General features: G+C 72.8%; 21 protein-coding genes. 12 read left to right on the forward strand and 9 right to left on the reverse strand.

Annotation, left to right across the window (positions count from 1 at the left end):
* Positions 1–84: 84 nt before the first annotated feature.
* Complete coding sequence (locus ACWDUZ_RS29700; RefSeq protein WP_451634878.1) at positions 85–1422, forward strand: 6-phospho-beta-glucosidase; 1338 nt, start codon at positions 85–87, stop codon at positions 1420–1422.
* Between the two features lie 303 nt (positions 1423–1725).
* Here ACWDUZ_RS29700 and ACWDUZ_RS29705 read toward each other — a convergent pair whose 3' ends face one another.
* Positions 1726–2847, reverse strand: coding sequence for an ATP-grasp domain-containing protein (locus tag ACWDUZ_RS29705; protein WP_451634879.1), 1122 nt, complete (start codon positions 2845–2847; stop codon positions 1726–1728).
* Positions 2848–3107: 260 nt separating this feature from the next.
* Between ACWDUZ_RS29705 and ACWDUZ_RS29710 the strand changes: the two genes are divergently transcribed.
* Positions 3108–3974 carry a metallophosphoesterase family protein gene (locus ACWDUZ_RS29710; protein WP_451634880.1) on the forward strand — a complete coding sequence of 289 codons (867 nt, stop codon included), beginning with the start codon at positions 3108–3110 and terminating at the stop codon, positions 3972–3974.
* Positions 3964–4644, forward strand: coding sequence for a 4'-phosphopantetheinyl transferase family protein (locus ACWDUZ_RS29715; RefSeq protein ID WP_451634881.1), 681 nt, complete (start codon positions 3964–3966; stop codon positions 4642–4644). Before ACWDUZ_RS29710 ends, ACWDUZ_RS29715 begins: the two co-directional genes overlap by 11 nt.
* Before the next feature lie 163 nt (positions 4645–4807).
* On the opposite strand, the gene ACWDUZ_RS29720 is transcribed toward ACWDUZ_RS29715, so the two are convergent.
* On the reverse strand, positions 4808–5035 hold the full coding sequence (locus tag ACWDUZ_RS29720) for a hypothetical protein (protein ID WP_451634882.1): 228 nt from the start codon (positions 5033–5035) through the stop codon (positions 4808–4810).
* 262 nt (positions 5036–5297) lie between these two features.
* Entirely contained in the window at positions 5298–5954 is a 657-nt protein-coding gene (locus tag ACWDUZ_RS29725; RefSeq protein WP_451634883.1) for a helix-turn-helix domain-containing protein, read from the reverse strand.
* A 225-nt stretch (positions 5955–6179) separates the two neighbouring features.
* Here ACWDUZ_RS29725 and ACWDUZ_RS29730 point away from each other — a divergent pair, with 225 nt between their 5' ends.
* Positions 6180–6851 carry an MmyB family transcriptional regulator gene (locus tag ACWDUZ_RS29730; protein WP_451634884.1) on the forward strand — a complete coding sequence of 224 codons (672 nt, stop codon included), beginning with the start codon at positions 6180–6182 and terminating at the stop codon, positions 6849–6851.
* A 67-nt stretch (positions 6852–6918) separates the two neighbouring features.
* On the opposite strand, the gene ACWDUZ_RS29735 is transcribed toward ACWDUZ_RS29730, so the two are convergent.
* Together ACWDUZ_RS29735 and ACWDUZ_RS29740 are read right to left on the reverse strand one after the other, a co-directional pair.
* Positions 6919–7770 (reverse strand): cache domain-containing protein, encoded by an 852-nt coding sequence (locus ACWDUZ_RS29735; protein ID WP_451634885.1) that lies wholly within the window; start codon positions 7768–7770, stop codon positions 6919–6921.
* A gap of 104 nt (positions 7771–7874) precedes the next feature.
* Positions 7875–8681: a FadR/GntR family transcriptional regulator gene (locus ACWDUZ_RS29740; RefSeq protein WP_451634886.1), complete on the reverse strand. Its 807-nt coding sequence runs from the start codon at positions 8679–8681 to the stop codon at positions 7875–7877.
* Between the two features lie 147 nt (positions 8682–8828).
* Here ACWDUZ_RS29740 and ACWDUZ_RS29745 point away from each other — a divergent pair, with 147 nt between their 5' ends.
* From ACWDUZ_RS29745 to ACWDUZ_RS29770, 6 genes are all read left to right on the forward strand, one after another.
* A complete protein-coding gene (locus ACWDUZ_RS29745) occupies positions 8829–9860 on the forward strand; it encodes an ABC transporter ATP-binding protein (RefSeq protein WP_451634887.1) in 1032 nt (343 codons plus the stop codon).
* A 24-nt stretch (positions 9861–9884) separates the two neighbouring features.
* Positions 9885–11081: an ABC transporter substrate-binding protein gene (locus ACWDUZ_RS29750; RefSeq protein WP_451634888.1), complete on the forward strand. Its 1197-nt coding sequence runs from the start codon at positions 9885–9887 to the stop codon at positions 11079–11081.
* Between the two features lie 2 nt (positions 11082–11083).
* Entirely contained in the window at positions 11084–11947 is an 864-nt protein-coding gene (locus tag ACWDUZ_RS29755) for an ABC transporter permease (RefSeq protein ID WP_451634889.1), read from the forward strand.
* Positions 11948–11960: 13 nt separating this feature from the next.
* A complete protein-coding gene (locus ACWDUZ_RS29760; RefSeq protein WP_451634890.1) occupies positions 11961–12776 on the forward strand; it encodes an ABC transporter permease in 816 nt (271 codons plus the stop codon).
* A 250-nt stretch (positions 12777–13026) separates the two neighbouring features.
* Positions 13027–15093, forward strand: a complete 2067-nt coding sequence (locus ACWDUZ_RS29765; RefSeq protein WP_451634891.1) for a phosphocholine-specific phospholipase C — start codon at positions 13027–13029, stop codon at positions 15091–15093.
* 52 nt (positions 15094–15145) lie between these two features.
* The gene (locus ACWDUZ_RS29770) at positions 15146–15946 is read left to right on the forward strand and encodes a phospholipid scramblase-related protein (protein WP_451634892.1); all 801 of its coding nucleotides are present in this window, start codon (positions 15146–15148) and stop codon (positions 15944–15946) included.
* A 51-nt stretch (positions 15947–15997) separates the two neighbouring features.
* Here the strand turns inward: ACWDUZ_RS29770 and ACWDUZ_RS29775 are convergent, their stop codons facing one another.
* Both ACWDUZ_RS29775 and ACWDUZ_RS29780 read right to left on the reverse strand, forming a co-directional pair.
* Positions 15998–17011, reverse strand: a complete 1014-nt coding sequence (locus ACWDUZ_RS29775; RefSeq protein WP_451634893.1) for a hypothetical protein — start codon at positions 17009–17011, stop codon at positions 15998–16000.
* Positions 17008–17808, reverse strand: coding sequence for a phosphatase PAP2 family protein (locus tag ACWDUZ_RS29780; RefSeq protein WP_451634894.1), 801 nt, complete (start codon positions 17806–17808; stop codon positions 17008–17010). The genes ACWDUZ_RS29775 and ACWDUZ_RS29780 overlap by 4 nt, the downstream gene beginning before the upstream one ends.
* 209 nt (positions 17809–18017) lie before the next feature.
* Between ACWDUZ_RS29780 and ACWDUZ_RS29785 the strand changes: the two genes are divergently transcribed.
* Positions 18018–18635, forward strand: a complete 618-nt coding sequence (locus ACWDUZ_RS29785; protein WP_451634895.1) for a TetR/AcrR family transcriptional regulator — start codon at positions 18018–18020, stop codon at positions 18633–18635.
* Between the two features lie 142 nt (positions 18636–18777).
* Here the strand turns inward: ACWDUZ_RS29785 and ACWDUZ_RS29790 are convergent, their stop codons facing one another.
* Positions 18778–19869, reverse strand: a complete 1092-nt coding sequence (locus ACWDUZ_RS29790) for a DUF2510 domain-containing protein (protein WP_451634896.1) — start codon at positions 19867–19869, stop codon at positions 18778–18780.
* Positions 19870–20347: 478 nt separating this feature from the next.
* Between ACWDUZ_RS29790 and ACWDUZ_RS29795 the strand changes: the two genes are divergently transcribed.
* Positions 20348–23026 carry an ATP-binding protein gene (locus ACWDUZ_RS29795; RefSeq protein ID WP_451634897.1) on the forward strand — a complete coding sequence of 893 codons (2679 nt, stop codon included), beginning with the start codon at positions 20348–20350 and terminating at the stop codon, positions 23024–23026.
* Between the two features lie 11 nt (positions 23027–23037).
* Here the strand turns inward: ACWDUZ_RS29795 and ACWDUZ_RS29800 are convergent, their stop codons facing one another.
* Positions 23038–23829 carry an SDR family NAD(P)-dependent oxidoreductase gene (locus tag ACWDUZ_RS29800; RefSeq protein ID WP_451634898.1) on the reverse strand — a complete coding sequence of 264 codons (792 nt, stop codon included), beginning with the start codon at positions 23827–23829 and terminating at the stop codon, positions 23038–23040.
* Positions 23830–23848: the final 19 nt, after the last annotated feature.

The raw sequence follows: 23848 nt of genomic DNA on the forward strand, positions 1-23848 counted from the left end.
CACGGGCCCGGTGACGGTCCGGTGGACGGCCGGGCGGCGGGCCGGGACGGCCGTCGTGACGGCGGCGCCGGGAAGGGAGCGAGGGTGAGGCTGACGATTCTGGGCGGCGGCGGATTCAGGGTGCCGCTCGTGTACGGGGCGCTGCTGGGCGACCGCGCCGAGGGCCGGGTCACCGAGGTCGTCCTGCACGACCTCGACGCCGGCCGCCTCGACGCGGTGAGCCGGGTGCTCACCGAACAGGCCGCCGGAGTGCCGGACGCGCCAGGGGTCCGCGCCACCACGGACCTGGACGAGGCGCTGCGCGGCGCCGACTTCGTGTTCTCCGCGATCCGCGTGGGCGGTCTGGAGGGCCGCGCCCACGACGAACGGGTGGCACTCGACCACGGCGTGCTCGGTCAGGAGACGGTCGGCGCGGGCGGTATCGCCTACGGCCTGCGCACGGTGCCCGTCGCCGTCGACATCGCCAGGCGGGTGGCCGGTCTCGCGCCCGATGCCTGGGTCATCAACTTCACCAACCCGGCCGGCCTGGTCACCGAGGCCATGTCCCGTCACCTCGGCGACCGTGTCATCGGCATCTGCGACTCGCCGGTGGGCCTCGGGCGCCGTGTCGCCCGCGCACTCGGTGCGGACCCGGGCACCGCGTGGATCGACTACGCCGGCCTCAACCACCTCGGCTGGGTGCGCGGGCTGCGCGTGGCCGGCCGCGACCAGCTGCCGCGCCTGCTCGCCGACCCCGCCCTGCTCGGCTCCTTCGAGGAGGGCCGGCTGTTCGGCGCGGACTGGCTGCGCTCGCTGGGCGCGATCCCCAACGAGTACCTGCACTACTACTACTTCACCCGTGAGACCGTGCGCGCCCACCGGAACGCCGCTCAGACCCGCGGCGCCTTCCTGCACGAACAACAGGCGCGTTTCTACGCGGAGTTGCGCAAGCCCGGGGCCCCGGCGCTCGACACCTGGAACCGCACCCGGCACGAGCGCGAGGCCACCTACATGGCCGAGAACCGCCGGACCGCCGGCGCGGGGGAGCGGGAGGCCGACGACCTCTCGGGCGGCTACGAGAAGGTGGCTCTCGCCCTGATGCGGGCCATCGCCCGCGACGAGCGCACCACGCTGATCCTCAACGTCCGCAACCGCGGCACCCTGTCGGCGCTGGACGCCGAGGCCGTCGTCGAGGTCCCCTGCCTGGTCGACGCGTGCGGCGCGCACCCGGTGTCGGTCGAGCCGCTGCCCGGCCACGCCACCGGCCTGGTCTGCGCGGTCAAGGCGGTCGAGCGCGAGGTGCTCGCCGCCGCCGAGTCCGGCTCCCGGGCGACGGCGGTCAGAGCCTTCGCGCTGCACCCGCTGGTCGACTCGGTGAACGTGGCCCGCGGGCTGGTCGAGGACTACATGGCGGTCCACCCGGGCCTGGCGTACCTCACGTAGGGGAGGCCCGCGGCATCGAAGGAGCGCCGAAGCGGCGCGCTCTGCGTGGCCGCGGGCCGTTGACGCGCGTCGGAGCGGCCGGTCGCTCCCCCGTACGGCGACCGGCCGCCCCGACCCCCCGTGATCCCCCGTCCTCCCCTCGGGCGTCCCCCGTGTTTCTGCCGCCCTCACCCTTTGAGAGTCGGGGGAGGGGGCGTTGATACACCCCGGGGAGAAAAAAACCGCGTGGAGCAGTCGACGGTGAACGTCCGCGCGGGCACCGTCGGCAACAAGGAAACGCGGTACGAGTCGCAGCTCGCCCGCCTACAGACGCAGTGCCTCCGCCGCCGTGACGATGCCGCCCGGCGCCGGTGCTCCCGGCGCCGGCGACCCCGCCTCCTCCGTCCGCTGCCGTGGCAGGGCCACCGGCCGGAGCGGGCGCGGCCCGGACACCACCGTGTAGTCCTGCCCGAGGAACGGGGGCAGGAGCTCGCCCGGATCCTCGCCGAGCGCCAAGCTCACGGCCGCCCACGGGGCGTTGACCCCGCACAGCGACAGCTGGTGCAGTCCGCCGGCCGGACGCGTGTTGACGTCCATCAGCACCGGCCGGTCGCCGTACATCCGGAACTGGATGTTGGACAGATAGTGCAGGCCGAAGCTCTCGGCGATCCGCCGGGCCGGCTCCAGCCACTGTTCGTGCAGGGTGAAACCGCGGCGGCGGCCGTTCTTGGTGCGCCCCACGGCCATACGGATCCGGTTGTCCGGGCCCGTCAGACAGTCGACCGACACCTCCGGCTGCTCCAGGTGCGGCATCACCAGCCAGTCGACCGGCTCATCCGCCCGCGCCAGGGCCCCCAGCACCAGGTCGAAGGGGACGTACGGGCCCGGGAAACCGCTCAGATGCGTGAGCGAGAACGACCCGCGGGTGATGACGCGGAAGCCCGTCCCGCCCGCACCGGACGCCGGTTTGAAGCAGGCACGGTGACCGGCCTGCTCCAGCTCCTCCACGGCCGCGAGCAGTTCGTCGGCGGTGCGCACCCGCCGCCAGGGCGGCACCGGGACGCCGATCGCCCCGACCGCCTCGTACGCCGTCACCTTGTCCTCGAAGACGGCCACCGCCCGCGGGGTCGGCGCCAGCAACGCCGTACCGACCGCCTCGAACTCGGAGCGGTGCGCCACGATCGCGGCCTGGTGCAGCCGCGGCACGAACACGTCGATGCCGCGTCGCGCGCACTGGTCGAGGGCGTACTCGGCGTACGCGGAGGGGGACAGGCCCTCCGGTTCCAACTCGGCGGTGTCGGCGGCGGCGAGCACGGGGGAGTCCGGGTCGCTGTGCGTGGCATGGATCTCGACGGCCCGGTCGCGGGGATTTCTGCGCAGCTGATCGATGAAGAACACGTTCTCCGCGTACGTGCGGTTGAGCCATACGCGTACGCGAGAGATCATGCGGGCCGCCTTTCGGGTTCGCGGGCAGGGCGAAGCCGGCCGTGCCCGGCCAGAGGAGAAAGAGGGACACCGAACCGCCCTGCGCGAGGGATGGCTGACGGCGGCGGTGTTGGGGCGATCATACGGCTTCTGCCGGCTGTGGCGTGCCACACGCATGTGACGGATTCGGACACGTGGCGGCGGTGGGACGGATGCGCTTGTCCGGTCGGTGCCGGGTGTGTTGTGGTGGTGGCCCACGTGTGTGCGACAGGGGGCGAGAGGTGACGGGGACGGTCGGCGGGACCGGGCGGCTGCTCGCCATCAGCGACCTGCACATCGGCTACAGCGAGAACCGCGCCCTGGTCGAGCGGATGACCCCCGAGTCGGACGACGACTGGCTGATCGTGGCGGGGGACGTCGCCGAGACCGTCACCGACATCCGCTGGGCCCTGAAGACCCTCGCGGGCCGATACCGCAAGGTCCTGTGGGTACCGGGCAACCACGAGCTGTGGACGCATCCACGCGACACGGTCACACTGCGTGGCGTCGCCCGCTACGAGCACCTGGTCGAGCTGTGCCGCGAACTCGGCGTGACCACGCCCGAGGATCCCTACCCGGTCTGGGACGGCCCGGGCGGCCCCGTGGCGGTGGCGCCGCTCTTCCTGCTCTACGACTACTCCTTCCTGCCACCCGGCTGCGCGACCCGGGAGGAGGGACTCGCCTACGCGCACCGCACCGGCATCGTCTGCAACGACGAGTACCTGCTGCATCCCGACCCGTACCCCAGTCGGGAGGCGTGGTGCCGGGCCCGGGTCGCCGGGACCGAGCGCAGGCTCGCCGAACTCCCCGCCGACCTGCCCACCGTGCTCGTCAACCACTACCCGCTGCACCGGCACCCGACGGACGTGCTGTGGTACCCGGAGTTCGCCATGTGGTGCGGCACCACGCTGACCGACGACTGGCACCGCCGGTTCCGCGTGGCCGCCATGGTCTACGGACATCTCCACATCCCGCGGACGACCCGGCACGAGGGGGTCCGCTTCGAGGAGGTGTCGGTGGGATACCCCCGCGAGTGGCGGCGGCGCCCGCAGCCGCCGGGCGGACCGCGCCGCGTACTGCCGACGGAGGACGGCACCGGTGATCGGTGACCTGCTCCCGGACACGGTGGTGGCCGTGGAGGCGTACGGCGAAGACGCCTGCGCCGACGCCCCGCTGTATCCGGAGGAGGAGGCGGTCATGGCGCGGGCGGTGGACAAGCGCCGCCGCGAGTTCGCCGCGGTGCGGCGCTGCGCCCGGCGCGCCATGGAGAAACTCGGCGTGCCGCCGCAGCCGATCCTGCCCGGCGAGCGGGGCGCCCCGCGCTGGCCGGAGGGTTTGGACGGCAGCATGACCCATTGCGACGGCTACTGCGCCGCCGCCCTGGTGCGGGCCGGTGACCTGGCCTCGCTCGGCATCGACGCCGAACCTCACGAGCGGCTTCCCGGGGAGGTGATGGACGTCGTCGCCCTCCCCGCCGAGCGACGGCGGCTCGCCGGCCTGGCGGAGCGGCATCCCGGCGTCCACTGGGACCGGCTGCTGTTCAGCGCGAAGGAGTCCGTCTACAAGGCGTGGTTCCCGCTCACCGGCCGGTGGCTGGACTTCGCGGGAGCGGACATCGAGATCGTCCCGGGTCCGGACGTCCCACGCACCGGGCGCTTCCGCGCCCAACTCCTCGTCCCCGGCCCCGAGCTGGACGGTGTCCGCCTTCGCCACTTCGACGGTCGCTGGACCGTCACACCGGAGTTGCTGGCCACGGCGGTGACGGTCCCGCACCCCTGACCGGGGGATGCCCTCGACCGGGGGGACGCCGCCGGTCGGAAGGACGCCCCGTCGGCGGGATGTCCGGCGGGCGAAGAGGGGGCGCGCCCGTCCGGGCACGGCGGGAAGGGGCGCGCGGGCGACGTTCTCGTCCCGCGCGGTCGCCCCGGCCGAGCCCTGGATGTCACGCCCGCGGGTTGCACTCGTGCAGGAGTTGGAAGAACGCCTCTTCATTGCCCGTCAGCCCGGCGCGGGCCAGGGCCTGGTCCGCCTCCGCGAGGACGGACGGCGGGACGAGCGGTGGCCGGCCGGCGGCCGGAGGGCCGTCGAGGGTCGCGCGCACGGTGTGCAGCAGCCGCAGGTAGGCCTGGACGGCGGCGCGCTCACGGTCGGTCAGCACGGCGGTGGGCATGGGTCGCTCTCCCCGGTTTCGGCGTCACACGGTCGCGCACCCGGTGTCCCGGACGGCGCGGGCGCCCCCGCGCAGCGGCGGCGCACCCTCCAGCTTGCCGCCCACCACTGACAACGCCCCCGCGCTCCGACCCGGTTCGCCCGCCCGGAGCAGACCGGAGGGCACGGCGGGCGGAAACGGGGACTTCGGCTGTCGGGTGTACCGCTTCCCGTGCGGCCGGCGACGTCGCCGACCGTGCTCCCCGGCGGCACCGCTCACGGCCTCACGCCTCGGGACGTCTGACGCTCTCCAGCAGCATGTCCAGCCACTCGGCCACCTTGTCCCGGTGCTGGTCCGTGGGAAGTTGGGCCGCGCGCCAGGCGATGCCGCGCACCCCGTGGTCCTGCAGCAGCCGCTCCAGCGGGTCGTCGGCGGTCGCCTCCGCCTCCCGCTCCCGGTCGGCGAGCCGTTGCAGCAGTTCCTGCTCGGTGCGTTGCAGGGCGCCCGCGAGCGCCTCGGGGTCCTCGGCGGTGAGGAAGCCGGCGTGCACGCGGAAGAAGCGCTGGATGGCGTCGCAGTGCTCCATGGTGGGGCGCCGGTCGCCGTTGATGAGGGCCCCGGCCTGCTGCCGGGACATGCCCGCGCCGTCCGCGATCTCCTGCTGGGTGTAGCGGCGCCCGTTCGGTTTGAGCCGGGTACGGCGCAGCAGGTCCAGCCGCTGGAGGAAGCGGGCCTGGACATCCGGTTCGCCCGCGGGCCGCCCGCTCAGCAGGGCCCTCACCACGGGCTCGGGCACGCCGCAGGCCACGGACAGACGGCCGACGTCGAAGACCTCCGCCTGAGGCACGCCGAGCCGGTCGGCGAGCGCGGTGACGCGTGCGACGACCACCGGCAGCACAGCCGACGCCGTGGCGCCCGGATCCTCGATGCCGTCCGTCACCGACAGATCTCCTACGTCTCTCACAGGCTTCTCACAGGGCGGGGTGCCGTGAACTTCCCGGAGAGTAGCCGGTTGTTCGAACTCGCATCCAGGTCTCGCCACAACTGTGGCCAATTTCAGCCGTCAACCGGCATGAAATGCCACGATAGTTGACACGGCTCGCGTCGGACCAGCAGGATCGGGTCGCCGCGTGAAGGCCGCAGAGGCAAGAGGGGTGACCTCCCGATGGCATTTCAGGCAGGAGGGCAGCGGCCGGCGCCGCCCCCCGTCCCCGTCAGTCCCGAGGCGCAGGCCTACCTGCAGGACTACGCCATGCTGCTGGAGGCCGTCTCCTTTCCCTCCCTCGTCGTCGACCACCGCTGGGACGTCGTCCTGTCCAACAGCGCCTTCACCTCGCTCTTCAGAGGGATGGGCCCGCACCCGACGGCCATGCCGGGCGACAACTTCCTGCGCTTCGTGCTCTTCCACCCGGACGTGGGCACGGTCCTCGGCGACCACGAGTCCCGCTGGTGTCTGCCGATGCTCGCGCACTTCTCCGCCACCATGGAGCGCTGCGGCCCCGACCACGGCCTTCAGGCCATCCGCCGGGACATCGCCCAGGACCCGATCATGGAGGCGGCCTTCCGGCAGGGGCTGCCGCACTGGATCCGCACGGTCGGCGAGGCGGCCGCCCGGTCCGACGGCGCCGTCCGGCCGCTGATCCACCCCGACCCGCGCTGGGGCGTCACCGACTGCCGGATCGTCGAGGAGGCCCCGGACACCCTGCGGGAGCTGGGCTACACCCGGCTCACCATGGTGCTGCGCGATCCGCGCCGCCCTGCCCCGGCCCCGCGCAGGCCGCGCACCACCGGACGCACGGCGGGGCACCTCAGCGTGGTGCCCACGCCCGAGTCCTGAGCCGGCACCGTCGGCGTTCAGGTCGCCGACGGCGCCGAGCTCGCTCGGCCCGCCACCTCCTCGTCCGCTACGTCCCGCTCGCCGCCGCACCGCGCGCCACATCCCCGCCCCCCGCCGCCCCGCTCGTCGCGGACCCGAGGGCCGGGCCCACCACGAGCACCAGGGGCACGGGACGGCACGGCACGAGCCCCACCTCGCCCCGGGCAGTGGGACGCGCCCGCTCCAGGACGGCGCCGAAGTCGGGCCCCCGAGTGAGGGATCCGGCCAAATGTGCCGGGTCGGCGGAGGCGGCCACCCGCCCCCGGGCGTTCACCAGGTACGCGGGCCCGGGCAACTCCCGCAGCAGGGGCAGCACCGCCGTCTCGAAGTGGCGCAGGTACACGTCGGCCGCGGCCACTCCGGCGAAGCGACCCGCCACCTCGACCGGCGCCGACAGCGTCAGGCTGTACTCGTCGGAGCACAGGTAGTCGACGTAGGGCCCGGCCACCGCCCGTCGCCCGGTGTCACGGGGCAGCGCGAACCAGTCCCAGTGCGTGTAGTCCGCGTACGCCGACCGCCCTGGATCCAGGTCGAGCAGCAGCGGCCGTACGTCACCCTCACCGGTGCTCTGCCACCACTCCAGCCAGGCGGGCACGTCGGCCAGCAGTCCCGGCGCGGCGATGAAGCCGATCCCCGAGACCAACTCCTGGCGCATCAGCCGCAGATGGAGCCCCGGCCGTAACGCGGCCAGATCGGCGGTCGCGGGCCGGCGCTTCTCGGCGGCCACCCGCGTCAGCAGCGCCGCCGTCTCGGACGCGGTCTCGGCGACGGCCTCGAAGACCGCGTCCAGGGCGCGCCCCACCTGCGCGGCCACGCGGTCGGCGGCGTACGCGCCGTGTGCCGCGGCCGGCGCTCCGGCGAGTGCCGGGATCGTGCTCATGGCGCCCTCCAGCGGACGGGACGAGACGCGGTGCGGTCCGGGCCCGTCGCCGTAGTCCCGCCCGCCCCGCCCTTGCGGCGGGCGCCGGCGCACGCGCGGGGGCCCTACAACGTGAGCCGGAGGGCGACGAGTCGCGCCGCCGACTCCTCCACGCACCGCTCGGCCAGCGTACGGGCCGCGTCACGGGCCCCATCCTGCACGGCGCGGACGACGGCGCGGTACCGGTCTGCGACTTCTTCACGATATTCGTCGTCCCCGAGCACGAGGCACAGCAGCGCGCCCACCTCGGTCTGCAGGGCGACCTGCTCCCGGGTGAGCCGGGCGGACTGCGCGGCCGCCGCCAGCTCGACGTGGAAGCGTCCGTGGACCCGGCCGCGCGCCGCCGCGTCGGGCGCGTCGGTGAACTCGTCGACCGAGCGGTTCAGTTGACGTAGGTCCTCCGGTTCCGTACGGTCCGCCGCGAGGCGCGCCGACGCACCCGACAGCGCGGCCCAGTGGTCGCCGAGATCGCGCAGCTCCTCGGTGCTCCAGCCGCGCAGCCGGGTCATCAGCCGGGCCCGGCCGGGCCGCCCGGGCAGCGAGACGAAACTGCCGCCGCCGCGCCCGCGCCGGGTGGTCACCAGCCCCTGCTGCCGCAGCGCCATCAGCGCTTCCCGCAGGGTCACCGTGGACACCCCGAGCTGTCCGGCCAGTTCGCTCTCGCCGGGCAGCTGCTCGCCGTCGGCCAGCAGACCCAGCTCTATGGCGTCACCGATCCGGCGGACCACCGCGTCCACCCGGGCCCGCCGCTCCACCGGGGCGAACACGGTCCTGCGCGCGCCGACTTCACCCGGCCCGCCCCGCTCGCTGCGCAGACCGCCGGCGCTCAGGCCGCCCACGCGCAGCGCGCCCGTGCCGCCGTCACCGCTCATGCCCCCCGCCCCGCTCCCGACGTGTCGTTGCTTCACGGCCACCACCCTGCCTATTGACCCAAGCTTTGCGCTGAGGCGGTCTTGAACCTTGAACTATGACTTCATATGTTTCCGAGCAACGTTCATGAGCGCCAGAAAGGTTCCCGCATGGAGGGGATTGCGGTCCGACTGCAAGCTCTGCGCAAGACGTTCGGGGAGACGACCGCGGTGGCCGGGGTCGATCTGGAGATACGGGACGGGGAGTTCTTCTCGATGCTCGGCCCGTCCGGCTCCGGCAAGACCACCGTCCTGCGGCTGATCGCGGGATTCGAGGCCCCCACCGAGGGCCGCGTGGAACTCGCCGGACAGGACGTCACCGGGCTCGCCCCCTTCGAACGGGACGTCCACACGGTCTTCCAGGACTACGCCCTCTTCCCGCACATGACGGTCGAGCAGAACGTCGCCTACGCCCTGAAGATCCGCAAGGTGCCCAAGGCCGAACGGCTGGTGCGGGCCCGCAAGGCCCTCGCCGAGGTCCGCCTCGACGGACACGGAAGGCGCCGCCCCGCCCAGCTCTCCGGCGGCCAGCGGCAACGTGTCGCCCTCGCCCGCGCCCTTGTCGGCCGCCCTCGCCTGCTCCTGCTCGACGAGCCGCTCGGGGCCCTCGACCTGAAGCTGCGCGAGCAGATGCAGCTCGAACTCAAGGCGATCCAGCGCGAGGTCGGCATCACCTTCGTCTTCGTCACCCACGACCAGGAGGAGGCGCTGACGATGAGCGACCGCATCGCCGTCTTCCACCAGGGCCGCCTGGAACAGGTCGGCACCCCCGCCGAGATCTACGAACGCCCCGCCACCTCGTTCGTCGCCTCCTTCGTCGGCACCTCCAACCTGCTCCGGGACGATGTCGCGCGGCGCGTGCTCGGCACCGGCGGCACCCACAGCATCCGGCCGGAGAAGATCCGCGTCCTGAAGGAGGCCGCCATCGTCGACGAACCCGAGCACGCCACCGCCACGGGCACCGTCGCCGACGTCGTCTACCTCGGCGACACCACCCGCTTCCTCGTCGACCTCGACGCCGGCGGCCGTCTCACCGCGCTCCAGCAGAACCTGGAGAGCTCCGCCGAGGACGTCGCCGCCTACCGCGGCGCCCGGGTCCGCCTCACCTGGCACCGACGCCACACCGTCCACGTTCCCGACTGATCCCCCCAACGTATGGAGAACGTCGTGCGCCTCACCCGAACCCTCCAGGCAGCGGCCGCGGTCACCGCGCTCCTGCTCGCCGCCACCGCCTGCGGCTCCTCCGGGGGCGGCTCCTCCGCCACCGGACTCAACCCGCCCGACCTCAAGGCGCCGACGAAGCTCGGCACCTCCGAGGGCCAGGTCAACCTGATCGCCTGGGCCGGCTACGTCGAGAACGGCTCCAACGGCCCCAAGGCCGACTGGGTCACCGACTTCCAGAAGCGAACGGGCTGTCAGGTGCACTCCAAGGTCGCCGCCAGCTCCGACGAGATGGTCAAGCTGATGAAGACCGGGGAGTACGACGCCGTCTCCGCCTCCGGCGACGCCTCCCTGCGTCTGATCGCGTCCGGCGACGCGGCCCCGGTCAACACCGATCTCGTACCGAACTACAAGGACGTCTTCAGCGGCCTGAAGAACGGTGGCTGGAACTCCGTCAACGGCACGATGTACGGGATCCCGCACGGCCGCGGCGCCAACCTGCTGATGTACAACACGCAGAAGGTCAAGCCCGCCCCCACCTCCTGGTCCGCGGTCTTCGACGACGCGGCCGCGTACAAGGGCCACGTCACCGCCTACGACTCCCCGATCTACATCGCCGACGCGGCGCTGTACCTCAAGGCGACCAGGCCCGAGTTGAAGATCAAGGACCCCTACGCGCTGGACCAGAAGCAGTTCGACGCGGCCGTGGCCCTGCTGAAGAAGCAGAACGCGGACGTCGGCGAGTACTGGAGCGACTATCTCAAGGAGGTCTCCGCCTTCAAGAGCGGCGACTCCGTGGTCGGCACCACCTGGCAGGTCATCGCCAACCTCGCCGCCTCCGAGGGCGCCGAGGTCAAGGCGTTCGTGCCGAAGGAGGGATCCACCGGCTGGTCCGACACCTGGATGATCTATGCCAAGGCCAAGCATCCCAACTGTGCCTACCAGTGGATGAACTGGATCATCTCGCCGAAGGTCAACGCCGAGGTCGCCGAGTACTTCGGCGAGGCCCCGGCCAACTCCAAGGCGTGCGCGCACACCAGCGACAAGAACTTCTGCGCGACCTATCACGCCGCCGACGAGGGCTACTGGAAGCACATCGCCTTCTGGAACACACCCATCGAGCAGTGCCTCGACGGCCGCACGGACGTCACGTGCGTGCCGTACGCCAAGTGGGTGCAGGCCTGGACCGAGATCAAGGGCTGAGCATGAGCCTGCTGACGCGGACCGCGGGGGCGCTGCACCGGCGCCCCCGCCTCCGGCTGTCCCTGCTGCTGACCGCGCCGCTGCTGTGGCTGGCGGTGCTCTACCTCGGCTCGCTGGCCGTGCTGTTCGTCTCGGCGTTCTGGACGACGGACTCCTTCACCTCCGAGGTGGTGAAGGTCTGGTCGACCGACAACTTCCGCGAACTGTTCGGTACGCCGGTCTACCGCCAGGTGATCCTGCGCAGCATCGGAGTGGCGCTCGCCGTCACCGCCCTGTGCGCGGTGATCGCCTTCCCGCTCGCGTTCTACACCGCGCGCGTCGCCCGGCCCAGGTGGCGCCCGCTGCTCGTGGTGGCGATCCTCACCCCGCTGTGGGCGAGTTACCTGGTCAAGGTGTACGCCTGGCGGTTGATCCTGTCCCAGGGCGGGCTCGCCGACTGGATGCTGGAGCCGTTCGGGCTGAGCGGCCCCGGCTTCGGCCTCCCGGCCGCCGTCCTCACCCTGACGTACCTCTGGCTGCCGTACATGATCCTGCCGATCCACACCGCGCTGGAGCAGTTGCCCGCCGCTCTGCTCGACGCGTCCGCCGACCTCGGGGCGCGTCCCGGACGCACCTTCCGCTCGGTCGTGCTGCCGATGGTGCTGCCGTCGCTCGCCGCCGGCTCGATCTTCACCTTCTCACTCAGCCTCGGCGACTACATCACCGTGCAGATCGTCGGCGGCAAGACCCAGCTGATCGGCAACCTCGTCTACTCCAACATCGAACTCAACCTCCCCATGGCCGCCGCTCTCGGCACGGTCCCGGTGGTGGTCGTCGTCCTGTACCTGCTCGCGATGCGCCGCACCGGCGCTCTGAGCAGCCTCTAGGGGGTGTGTCGCCATGCACCTTTCCCGTTCCGCGCGCATCGCGCTGCGCGTCGCCGCCGGGTTCGGCTTCGCAGTGATCTACGTGCCGCTGCTGCTGGTGCTCGTCAACTCGCTGAACCCGGACCGGAGCGCGAGCTGGCCGCCCCCGGGGCTGACCGCGCACTGGTGGTCGGTGGCCTGGCACAACTCCGGCGCCCGCGACGCCCTGTGGACCTCGGTGCGCGCGGGCCTCGGCGCCACCGCCGTCGCCCTGGTGCTCGGCACGCTCATCGCGTTCGCCGTCGCCCGGCACCGCTTCTTCGGCCGCGGCACCGTCTCCTTCGTGGTCGTGCTGCCCATCGCCCTGCCCGGGATCGTCACCGGCATCGCCCTCAACTCCGCGTTCTCCACGGTGCTTCGGCCGCTCGGGGTCGGACTCGGACTGTTCACCGTGGTCGTCGGGCACGCCACCTTCTGCATCGTCGTCGTCTTCAACAACGTGGTCGCCCGGCTGCGCCGCACCTCCCGCTCCTACGAGGAGGCGGCCATGGACCTCGGGGCCGACACCTTCCGCGCCTTCGCCGACGTCACCTTCCCGCTGGTGCGCTCCGCACTGTTCGCGGGCGCCCTGCTCGCGTTCGCCCTGTCCTTCGACGAGATCGTGGTCACCACCTTCACCGCGGGGCCCGGCGTCGAGACGCTGCCCATCTGGATCTTCGACAACATGACCCGGCCGCAACAGGCCCCGGTGGTCAATGTCGTGGCCGCCGTTCTGATCCTGCTCTCCGTGGTGCCGATCTACGTCGCCCAGCGGCTGTCGGCGGACACGGCGACCGGGAGCCGGGTGTAGCCCCGCTGCCTGCCCTGCCGTCGAACTCCACCGTTCCGCCTCCACCCGTGCTCAGCCGAGGTCCACGAAGACCGATCGCCTGGACGCTCAGTCCTGCCGCCCGCCCGGGAGGCGGCACCTCGCGTACTCGCTTCTTTCACGCGGGCGACATCGCACCCTTCCGTCATGTTCGGTGCGCTTGGAACACTCGCTGCGCGCGTATTCCGTCTGTTCCGGCCATCCGCACGTCAGGATGAGAGGACTCCCGCCCATGCCCTCCCGCACGCCCGAAGTCAACCGGCGCCGCTTCCTGCGGATCGCGGGCGCCACGACGGCGTTCACCGCGCTCTCCAACAGCATCCAGCGTGCCGCCGCGCTGCCGGCGAACCGTCGCACGGGGTCGATCGAGGACGTCGAGCACATCGTCGTCCTCATGCAGGAGAACCGTTCTTTCGATCACTACTTCGGCACCCTCCGAGGCGTCCGCGGCTTCGGCGACCCGCGCCCGGTCACCTGGCCGAACGGCACGAGCGTCTGGCATCAGACGGACGGCGACGGCAGGGAGGTCCTGCCCTTCCGCCCCGCCGCCGACGACCTGGGCCTGGCCTTTCTCCAGGACCTTCCGCACGGCTGGAACGACGGGCACGCCGCCTTCGCCCAGGGCCGCTACGACAGGTGGGTCCCGGCCAAGGGGACCACGACCATGGCGTACCTGACCCGTGACGACATCCCGTTCCACTACGCGCTCGCCGACGCCTTCACCGTGTGCGACGCCTACCACTGCTCGCTCATCGGCTCCACCGACCCCAACCGCTACTACATGTGGTCGGGGCACACCGGCAACGACGGCCGGGGCGGCGGTCCCGTCCTCGGCAACGACGAGGCCGGGTACGGCTGGACGACGTACCCCGAACGCCTGGAGAAGGCGGGCGTGTCCTGGAAGATCTACCAGGACGTCGGCGACGGCCTCGACGCGGCCGGGAGCTGGGGATGGATCCCGGACGCCTACCGCGGCAACTACGGTGACAACTCCCTGCTGTACTTCGACCGCTACCGCGACGCGAAGCCGGGGGACCCCCTGTACGACAAGGCCCGCACCGGCACCGACGCCCGCCGGGGCGAGGGCTACTTCGACCGGCTGCGGGCCGATGTCAGGGGCGGAAAGCTCCCGCAGATCTCCTGGATCGTCGCCCCCGAGGCCTTCACCGAGCACCCGAACTGGCCCGCCAACTACGGGGCCTGGTACGTCGCCCAGGTCATCGACGCGCTCACCAGCGTGCCTGAGGTGTGGGCGAGGACCGCCCTGTTCCTCACCTACGACGAGAACGACGGCTTCTTCGACCACATGGTCCCGCCGTTCCCGCCCGACTCCGCCGGCCAGGGCAGGTCCACGGTCGACCCCGGCCTGGACCTGTTCGAGGGCGGCGCCGGTCAGGTCGCCGGCCCCTACGGACTCGGCCAGCGTGTGCCGATGCTCGTGGTCTCGCCCTGGAGCAAGGGCGGGTACGTCTGCTCGGAGACCTTCGACCACACCTCGATCATCCGGTTCATGGAGCGGCGCTTCGGGGTGCACGAGCCCAACATCTCGCCCTGGCGGCGCGCCGTCTGCGGGGACCTGACCTCCGCCTTCGACTTCTCCCGCGAGGACACCCGCCCGGCCTCCCTGCCCGACACCGCCGGCTACGAGCCCTCGGACCGCGACCGCCACCCCGACTACGTGCCGACCCCGCCCGCCCGGGGCGCCTTGCCCCGGCAGGAGCGGGGCCGGCGGCCGACCCGACCCCTGAAGTACGCGCCCCTGGTGGACGGATCGGTCGATCCGGCGGCTGGGAAGCTCACCCTGACCTTCGCCTCCGGCGCGCAGGCCGGGGCCGCCTTCCTGGTCACCTCCGGCCATCGCACCGACGGCCCCTGGACGTACACCACGCAGGCGGGCAGGACCGTCTCCGACACCTGGAACTCGGCGTACTCCGGCGGCCTTCACGACCTGACCGTGCACGGCCCGAACGGCTTCCTGCGGGTCTTCAAGGGTCCCGGCGGGGCGGCCGGACCCGAGGTCACCGCACGGCACGGCGACGACGACGTCGAGCTGACCTTCACCAACGGGGGCAGGGGCACGGTCCGTCTGCGGGTGACCAGCGGCTACGGCGGAAGCGCGGCGACGGTGAGCGTGCGGCCGGGCGCCCGGGTGCGGCGCCGCTACAAGCTCGGCGAGAGCGGGCGCTGGTACGACCTCACCGTCGTCTCGGAGGCGGACCCGGCGTTCGTGCGGCGGTTCGCCGGACATGTCGAGAACGGGCGTCCCGGGGTGAGCGATCCGGCGATCGCGACCGGCTGAGGCGGGGGCGGGCGACGGTTGATTTCAAGCCAGGTCGCGGTACTGTGCGCGGGTGACCACGCATTCGAACACACCTGCAGGCTGGTACCCGGACCCGCACGGGGCGGCGCAGACGCTCCGTTACTGGGACGGCACGCAGTGGACCCAGCACACTCACGCGGGCGCGCAGGCCCCCGCGGCCCCCGCGCCCGACGCGCGCGTACAACAGCAGGTGCAGCAGCAGGCCGGCGTCGCACCGACCGGCGCCGGCGGCGGCACGCTGTTCAGCGAGCCGGTGCTCGTGGTGAACCAGAAGGCCAAGCTCATCGAGCTGACCAACGAGTACAAGGTCTTCGACCAGAACGGCAACCAGATCGGCGCGGTCACCGAAGTCGGGCAGAACGCGCTGAAGAAGATCCTGCGCTTCGTCTCCAGCCTCGACCAGTTCATGACGCACAAGCTGGAGATCCGGGACGGCTACGGTCAGCCGCAGCTGCTGCTCACCCGGCCCGCGAAGGTCTTCAAGTCGCGGGTGATCGTCTCCCGCCCCGACGGCTCGCAGGTCGGCGAGATCGTCCAGCAGAACGTCTTCGGCAAGATCAACTTCGCGATGAACGCGGGCGGGCAGCAGATCGGCGCGATCAAGGCGGAGAACTGGCGCGCCTGGAACTTCGCGATCGTCGACCACGCCGACAACGAGGTCGCCCGGATCACCAAGACCTGGGAGGGCCTGGCCAAGACGATGTTCACCACCGCCGACAACTACGTCCTGCAGATCCACTACCAGCTGCCCGAACCGCTGCTGAGCCTGGTGGTGGCGACGGCGCTGACCGTCGACACCGCGCTCAAGCAGGACTCGCGTGGTCTGGGCTGACGAAAGGCCCTAGTAGAGGCGTGGACTCCTGGCGCGCCGACGGTCCGGTCGTCACAGGCGCGTGAGGTGTCCCGGCCCGGACCGGGACCGGCGCGTCCTGGAGCGCCGGGGCAGCAGGGCCGGTTCCCGGGACGCCGACTCCGGCTCCAGGGCCAGGACGGCGGCCACGGGGTGCGCCTCGTGGCCGTCGTGCCGACCGGGCCCGGTACGGCCGGGCTCAGGGTACGGCGGTCCGGTCGGCGCGGGGTGAGGGGTCGCCCGGGTGAGCGCCACGACCCCCCAGGAGGCGAGCCCGGCTCCCGCCAGCGCGAGCAGCACCCCGCTCGCGCCGCCGTGCAGTCCCTGCCCGAGCAGGGTGAGCCCGATCAGTGCGGCCGCCACCGGGTTGGCCAGCGTCACCACCGCCAGCGGGGCTCCCAGACCGCCCTGGTAGGCGGTCTGCGCCAGCAGCAGCCCGCTCGTCGCGAAGGCCGCGACCAGCAGTGCGACGATGATCACGCGCCCGCTGAGCAGCGGCCCGGAGTGGTCGGTGGCGGCGACGGTCACGGTCTGGGTGAGCGCGGAGGCCACACCGGAGGCGACCCCGGACGCCGTCGCGTGCCGCAGACCCGGTCGGGTTCCCGGCCGGGACAGGGCGCCGATGAGGACGGCGGTGGCGCCCGCGACCGTCAGCGCCTCGACCGGACTCAGCACTCGTTCGGGTGCGGGCCCGGACGCCGCCACGAGCAGCCCGCCCAGTCCCAGCAGAGTGAGCGCCGTGCCGCGCCACTCGGCCGCCGCGACCCGCCGGCCCGCCAGGCGCGCACCCATCGGCACGGCGGCCACCAGGGTGAGCGCGCCGAGCGGCTGGACCACGGTCAGCGGCCCGTACCTGAGGGCCACGACGTGCAGCAGCGCAGCCGATCCGTTCAGCGCCACGGCCCACCACCACGCGCCCGAGCACAGCAGCCGCAGCATGCCCGAGCCCCTCGTACGCGCGGCGAGCCGCTCCTGGGCGACCGCCGCCGCGGCGTAGGCGACGGCCGAGAACAGCGAGAGGACCACGGCGAGCAGGGCGGCGCTCATCGGGCCGCCCCCACCAGGGTGTTCTGCTCGGCCGGTGCGGACGTCCGCCGGCACCGACCGGCGGCGCCGGCCACCGGGTGGAGCGGTAGCGGTATCACCGTGAGGGCCAGGGCGAGCAACGCCGTCGCCGCCACCGCGTCGAGCCAGTAGTGGTTCGCGGTGCCCACGATCACCAGCAGGGTGAGCAGCGGGTGCAGCAGCCACAGCAGGCGCCATCGGGAGGTGGTGGCGACGATGAGGGTGATCGCCACCATGAGCGCCCAGCCGAAGTGCAGCGAGGGCATCGCCGCGAACTGGTTGGAGAGGTGGTCCGCCTTCGGCGGTCCGTACACCGAGGGGCCGAAGACGCGCGCGGTGTCGATCAGTCCCGCCTCGGCGAGCATGCGCGGCGGGGCCAGCGGGAACGTCAGGTGCAGCACCAGGGCCGCGGCCGTCACGGCGGCGAGCACGCGGCGCGTCCAGACGTAGTGCTCCGGACGGCGCAGATAGAGCCAGACGAGCAGGCCCGCGGTGGCCGGGAAGTGCACGGTCGCGTAGTAGGTGTTCGCGAGGTGCACGACGGTGTGGCCGTGCAGCAGCAGGGACTGGACCGAGCCCTCGCCGGGCAGGTGGGAGGCCCGCTCCAGGTCCCACACGTGGTCGGCGTTGCGGAACGCCTCGCCGGTGTGGTCCGCGGCGAGCTGCCGGCCCAGCTTGTAGACGAGGAACAGACCCGTGACGAGCAGCAACTCGCGCACGAGCGGAGGCCGGGTGGTCCGGTCGGGACCCACCGCGGCCGCCTCGGTTCGGGAATTCATGCCCCGGTCCCCTTGCTGACGGTGTGCGTGTGTGCGGCTGTTCCGCACATCGATACGGTGACGTACCGATACGCAAGTGTACCGATACGTGAGTGTACCGATACGATTCGGTACCGGTACACTGACGTATCGATCGAACGCCTCACACTTGAGCGCCACACTGGAGAGCGGCCCGAGTGCCGCTGGGACCACGAGCGAGGAGAAGAGTGATGACGTCGCAGGCCGCGGACGGACCGGAGACGGTCACCTCCTCGCGCCGCTCCAAGATCACGCCCGAGCGTGAGCGGGAGTTCTTCGACGCCGTCCTCGATCAGATCCGCGAGTGCGGCTACGACGCCGTCACCATGGAGGGCGTGGCCGCCAGCACCCGGTGCAGCAAGTCCACGCTCTACCGGCAGTGGCGCAACAAGCCGCAGTTCGTCGTGGCCGCGCTGCGCGCCAACCGGTGCCCCCGGTTCACGGGCATCGACAGCGGCTCGCTCGCCGAGGACCTGCGGCAGGCGGCGCGCGCCGCGGGCGAGTGGTCGGGCAACGACACCCGGCTGCTGCAGGCGCTCGGTCACGCGATGCTGCAGGACCGGGAACTGAAGCAGGCGCTGCGCGAGACGCTGGTCGAGCCGGAGCTCGCGGCGCTGCGGGAGATCCTGCGGCGCGGGGTCGAACGCGGTGAGGTCCGCGCCGACAACCCGGCGCTGGAGTACGTGCCCGCGCAGATGTTCGGCGTCCAGCGCATCCGGCCCGTGCTGGAGGGGGAGTACGCCGACCCGGACTATCTGGTCCGATTCGTGGAGGCCGCCGTGCTGCCGGCACTCGGCCTCGCGCCATGACTCAGGCCGCCGTCCACGGGATGACTGGACGGTGACCTGATCGCGCCGCACCGTGGGGACGGGGGCGGCGCGCACCCCCGGCCGGGTGGTGTCCCTCTTGAGCGGACAGGGACGCCACCCGGCCGGCGAACATCCGGCCGGATCAGACGTTCTGGCCGTTGCCCCCGCCCGAGTACACCGTGATGCCCCGGGTGATGTCGTCGATCACGGACTGCTGCTCGGAGACGTCCACGCCGAAGCGGACCACGACCAGCCGGCGGGAGTCCGCCGGGGACGGGAAGACCAGGGACTCCACATACCCGTCCGAGCCCTTCGCGGTGACCGCCTTCCAGCGCACCAGGTAGCCCTTCCGGCCGGCCACGGTCACCGCCTTGGACGCCAGCACCTGGTGCGAGGTGATCGCGCCGTAGGACTTGCCGCCGTAGGACTTCTCGGCGTTCGCCGCGATGTCGGCCTTGGCGACCTCCTCCGCCGTCTCGCCCCGGGTCCCGAGCAGCAGCGCGGGTGCCGAGTACGCGCCGCCCTTGGTGCAGGTGGCGCTGGTGTCGCCGGGGCACTTGTAGGCGTCGTCCGAGGTGACCTGGGCGCCCACGCCGAGCTGCCGGCCGTACCAGCCGTCGGGTATGGGCAGGCTGATGCCGCTGGCGCGGTCGCCGACCGACCCGCTCCGGATCTTCGGCGGCTGGGACCGGCCGCCGCCGGAGCCGCCCGAGTCCCCGTCCCCGCCGGAGCCGCCCCGGCCGCCGTCCCCGCCGGGGCCGCCGAACGGTCCGCCCCCGCCGCCGGACCCCTCCCGGCCGCCCGAGCCGCCCTGTCCCTGGTGCGAACCGGCCCGGTTCCCGCTCGCGCCGTCGTCGTTGCTCAGCGCGTACACCCCGACCCCGATGCTCGCCAGCACCGCCGCGGCCAGCACCACGGCGACACCCGTGCGCACCCCGCGCCGCCGCGCCGGCGGCTGCACCGGGTAGCCGGGATACCCCGGATGCACCGGGTACCCGGGGTACACCGGATGGCCGTGGGGCACCGGCTGTCCCGGTTGCTGGTTCCGGCCCGGCTGTCCCGCGTACCCGGGCTCGGCCGCGGACGGCTGTGTCGGCGGCCCCCATACGGTGCCCGACCCGGCGGGGCGGGTCCGGTCCGTCCATGCCTTACCGTCCCACCAGCGCTCGGTGGCGGGACCGTCACTTGTCTGCCCCGGGTCGGGGTACCACCCGGGGGGAGTCACCTGCGTCATGCCCCCACCGTATGAGGCCTCGGTGAAAGCCGGATGAGAGGGCCGCCCCCTCGAAACCGTGCCCGCCGCGAGGCCCGGACGCGTGGGGTGTCCGCCGGACCGTGACCGTCGTGAGAGCCGGTGCGTGGGCCGTGTGCCGGACCGTGACCGTCGCGAAGCCGGTGAGCGGGCGGCTGCGGACCCGGGTCGCGGCGGGCGCCGGGTGTCCGGGGCGCGGACCGGACCGGCGTCGGAGTCGGTCGGGACCGCCGCGACCGGGGACGGAACGCTGCGAAAGTCCGTGCGGGGCACGGCCGTTGACGGCTGATTGGTGACAGGGAGCCCCCCGTGCCCGCAGGTCGCGGGGGCGGTGCGTCGCCCGGCCGTGCCGTGGGTCACCCGACATGGCAACAGGTGTTCCGTCCGGCCTCCGCGGCGGCGGCCCGGGGACTAGGCTCGTAAGCCGTACGTCGTTCGGGCGACTTGGGGAGGTAGCGGGATGACGGAGGCACGGTCGGGTGCGACCGCCTCGGCTCCCCTGTGGGAGCGCGACGAGGAAGTCACCGCCGTCCGGCGCGCGGTGGACACACTGTGCTCCGACCGCTCGTCCACCGGAGGACTGCTCGTCTTCCAGGGCGAGGCCGGACTCGGCAAGACCGCCCTGCTGGCCGAGACCCGGCGGATCGCCGAGAAGCGCGGCTGCACCGTCTGGTCGGCGCGCGGCGGCGAGATCCTCCGGGCCGTCCCCTTCAACGTGGTACGGCAGTTGCTGCAACCCGCCCTGATCACACTGATGCCGGAGGAGGCACGCGAGTACCTCGGCGACTGGTACAGCATCGCCGGGCCCGCCCTCGGCATAGCGGAACCCGGCGACCGGCAGGCGGACCCGCAGGGGGTGTGCGACGGCCTGGTCGCCGCGGTGCGCCGGCTGGCCAAGCGTGACTGGCCCCTGGTGCTGCTGATCGACGACGCCCACTGGGCCGACGAGGAGACCCTGCGCTGGCTCGCCGGGTTCGCCGAACGCCTCGACGACCTGTCCGTCCTGCTCGTGGTGACCCGCAGGCCCGGCGAGGTGAGCGGGCGCAGCGCCCAGTGGCTGGACGCGGTCGCCGCCGCGGCCGGCGTGAGCACCCTGAACGCCCTGACCCCCGAGGCCACCGCCGGCCTCACCCGCGACGCCCTCGGCCCGCACGTGGACGCCCCGTTCTGTCGCGAGGTGTGGGCCGTCACCGGCGGCAACCCCTACGAAACCGTCGAGCTCCTGGCCAAGGTCCGCGACAGCGAACTCGAACCGGTCGAGGCGCGCGCCGGAGAACTGCGCGACCTGAACCGCGCGGCCCGCGGCGGCGGACTCGTCGCACGCCTTGAGGAACTCGGCATCGACGCCACCCGGTTCGCCTGGGCCGCCGCCATCCTGGGCACCGGCATCTCCGTGGACCTCGTCGCCCGGCTCGCCACCATGAACCGCGACGACGCGCTGCGCTGCGCCGACCTGCTGCGCGGCGCCCGCATCCTCACCGAACCCGACCCGGCGACCGTCCGCGCCGGCGAGGCGGAACTGGAGTTCGTCCACCCGCTCATCGCCACCGCGGTCTACGACTCCATCCCGGACGCCCTGCGCACCGCCATGCACGGCATCGCCGCCCAGGTCGTCACCGACTCCGGGTTCGGTGCGGCGGCGGCCTCGAGGCACCTGCTCCAGGTCCACCCGGACGACGACGAGGAACTCGTCGAACAGCTGCGCAAGGCCGCCCGCGAACACCTCGCCGTCGGCGCCCCCGGCGCGGCCCGCCGCTGCCTGGAGCGGGCCCTGCTGGAACCGCCCACCCCCGACGTCCACGCCCGCGTCCTCTACGAACTGGGCTGCGCCACCCTCCTGACCGCCCCCGCCACCACCATCGAGCACCTCCAGCAGGCCCTGAGCATGCCCGGCCTGGACGGCGACACCCGGGTCGACGCCGTATGGCGCCTCTCCCAGGCCCTGCTCCACAACAACCAGCTGGAGGAGGCCGTCCGCACGGTCGAGGCCGAGGCCGCCCGCCACGCGCCGGGACCGACCCGGCTGCGTCTGCACGCCGTGCAGTACATGTGGGAAGGACTGCACGCCGGCGAGACGATCTCGCCGGGCCGCTCCGAGCACCTCGCCGAACTCGCCGCCGGCTGCACCGGACGCGACAACTCCGAGCGGGCCCTGCTCATCCTGCGCGGCTTCGACGCCATGAGCCGCGGCGAGAACGCCGAGGAGGTCGCCGAACTGTGCGACCGCGCCCTCGTCAACGGCCGACTCGCTCCCGGACTGGGCTGGACCGACACCGAGTGGGGCATCGAACTGCTGCTGATGCTCGCCAGCGCGTACGCCTACAGCGACCGTCTCGACCGGGCCGAGACCCTCTACAACGAGGCATTGCGCGCCTACGAGACCGCGGGCTGGAGCGGCGGCCACCTCGCCCTCGCACACGCCTACGTGGGCCTCGGCCACCGCAGGCGCGGCAGGCTCAGGGAGGCGGAGGCCGCCCTGCGCGAGTCACTGCGGCTCGCCGAACGGGTCGGCCGCGGGCTCCCCCTGTACTGGACCGCCACCTGCAACCTCGTCGACACGCTGCTCGCCCGCGGCCACGCCGAGGAGGCCTGGGAGGTCGCCGAGCGGTACGGGTTCGCCCCGCCCTACCCGTCCACGATCGTGATCCCGGACCCGCGCAGCGTCCGCGGCAGACTCCTGCTCGCCGTGGGCCGCACCAAGGACGGTGTCAACGAACTGGAGGCCGCCGAGAAGGCGGCGGCCCTGCGCGGCCACCACAACCCGGTGATGGTGCCCTGGGCGGCGGACCTCGCCCGCGTCCTCGCCGCCGAGGACCCGGCGCGGGCCGCCCGGCTCGCCGCCGACATCCGCCGGCAGGCCGAGCGGTTCGGCACCGACACCGCGATAGGCGAGGCACTGCGCTGCGCCGCCGCCCTGGAGACCGGGCAGCGCGCCGTCCGCCTGGCCGCCCAGGCGGTCACCTACCTCGAGGCCTCCCCGTGCCAGTACGAACACGCCGCCGCCCGCGTCGAGTACGGCATCGCCTCCCGATCGGTGGCCGAACTCGAACGCGGACTGGCGCTGGCGCGCTCCTGCGGCGCGGACGGACTGGTGACCCAGGCCCGCGAGGTGCTGGAGTCGGGCCGCGGGCTGCGATAGCGACCCCCAGGTCACAGACCGAGCAGCTGCTCGGTCACCGCCGCCAGGCGTTCCCGCACCCCGGGGTCGTAGGCGGCCTCGTGCGCCCGCGCCGGACGTGCGCCGTCGAAGTAGCGGCCCGAACCCAGATCCTTCGTCACCAGCGCCAGGACGCCGCGCGCGCCGTCGGCGACCGTGTTCCGGGGCTCGATGCCGGCCGCCCGCACCATGGACGTGTCCATGTATGTCGCCGGGTGCAGCACGTTCACCGTGACACCGGTGCCCGCCAGCTCCTCGGCGAGGGCGAAGGTGTGGGCGGCCAGCGCGAACTTGCTGCGGCAGTAGGCGGCCACACCGCTGTAGCCGCGGGTCAGTTCGGGATCGGCGAAGTCGAGGGGCTCCTGGCCGGCCGACCCGACGTTCACGATCCGGGCCGGTGCGTTCCCGCGCAGCACCGGCAGCAGCGACCGGGTCAGCACGACGGGCGCGAGGTAGTTCACCGCCAGGCGCAACTCGTGCCCGTCGGCGCTGACCTCGCGTGCCGAGCCCGGCTCTCCGGTGCCGACGCCCGCGTTGTTGACCAGCACGTCCAGTCCGGGGTACGCCTGTGCGACCTCGGCCCCCAGTTCGCGCACCCGCGCCAGAGAGGCGAGGTCGGCGAAGAACCCCGCCGCCTCGCCCTCGGCGCGCAGCTCCTCGACCAGCCGCTCGGTGCGGCCCGGGTCGCGCCCGTGAGCGAGGACGACGTGCCCGGAGCGGACCAGTTCGAAGGCGACATACCGGCCGAGACCGGAGGTGGCGCCGGTGATCAGAACAGTGGACATGCCCCCACCGTAGGCACAC

Source organism: Streptomyces sp. NPDC003393 (assembly GCF_053589015.1).

Coding starts and splice junctions, on each gene's coding strand:
- ACWDUZ_RS29760 (WP_451634890.1), top strand. CDS start 11,961: ATGCACCTTTCCCGTTCCGCGCGCATCGCGCTGCGCGTCGCCGCCGGG.
- ACWDUZ_RS29800 (WP_451634898.1), bottom strand. CDS start 23,829: ATGTCCACTGTTCTGATCACCGGCGCCACCTCCGGTCTCGGCCGGTAT.
- ACWDUZ_RS29705 (WP_451634879.1), bottom strand. CDS start 2,847: ATGATCTCTCGCGTACGCGTATGGCTCAACCGCACGTACGCGGAGAAC.
- ACWDUZ_RS29745 (WP_451634887.1), top strand. CDS start 8,829: ATGGAGGGGATTGCGGTCCGACTGCAAGCTCTGCGCAAGACGTTCGGG.
- ACWDUZ_RS29755 (WP_451634889.1), top strand. CDS start 11,084: ATGAGCCTGCTGACGCGGACCGCGGGGGCGCTGCACCGGCGCCCCCGC.
- ACWDUZ_RS29785 (WP_451634895.1), top strand. CDS start 18,018: ATGACGTCGCAGGCCGCGGACGGACCGGAGACGGTCACCTCCTCGCGC.
- ACWDUZ_RS29765 (WP_451634891.1), top strand. CDS start 13,027: ATGCCCTCCCGCACGCCCGAAGTCAACCGGCGCCGCTTCCTGCGGATC.
- ACWDUZ_RS29790 (WP_451634896.1), bottom strand. CDS start 19,869: ATGACGCAGGTGACTCCCCCCGGGTGGTACCCCGACCCGGGGCAGACA.
- ACWDUZ_RS29735 (WP_451634885.1), bottom strand. CDS start 7,770: ATGAGCACGATCCCGGCACTCGCCGGAGCGCCGGCCGCGGCACACGGC.
- ACWDUZ_RS29740 (WP_451634886.1), bottom strand. CDS start 8,681: ATGAGCGGTGACGGCGGCACGGGCGCGCTGCGCGTGGGCGGCCTGAGC.
- ACWDUZ_RS29775 (WP_451634893.1), bottom strand. CDS start 17,011: ATGAGCGCCGCCCTGCTCGCCGTGGTCCTCTCGCTGTTCTCGGCCGTC.
- ACWDUZ_RS29730 (WP_451634884.1), top strand. CDS start 6,180: ATGGCATTTCAGGCAGGAGGGCAGCGGCCGGCGCCGCCCCCCGTCCCC.
- ACWDUZ_RS29720 (WP_451634882.1), bottom strand. CDS start 5,035: ATGCCCACCGCCGTGCTGACCGACCGTGAGCGCGCCGCCGTCCAGGCC.
- ACWDUZ_RS29780 (WP_451634894.1), bottom strand. CDS start 17,808: ATGAATTCCCGAACCGAGGCGGCCGCGGTGGGTCCCGACCGGACCACC.
- ACWDUZ_RS29795 (WP_451634897.1), top strand. CDS start 20,348: ATGACGGAGGCACGGTCGGGTGCGACCGCCTCGGCTCCCCTGTGGGAG.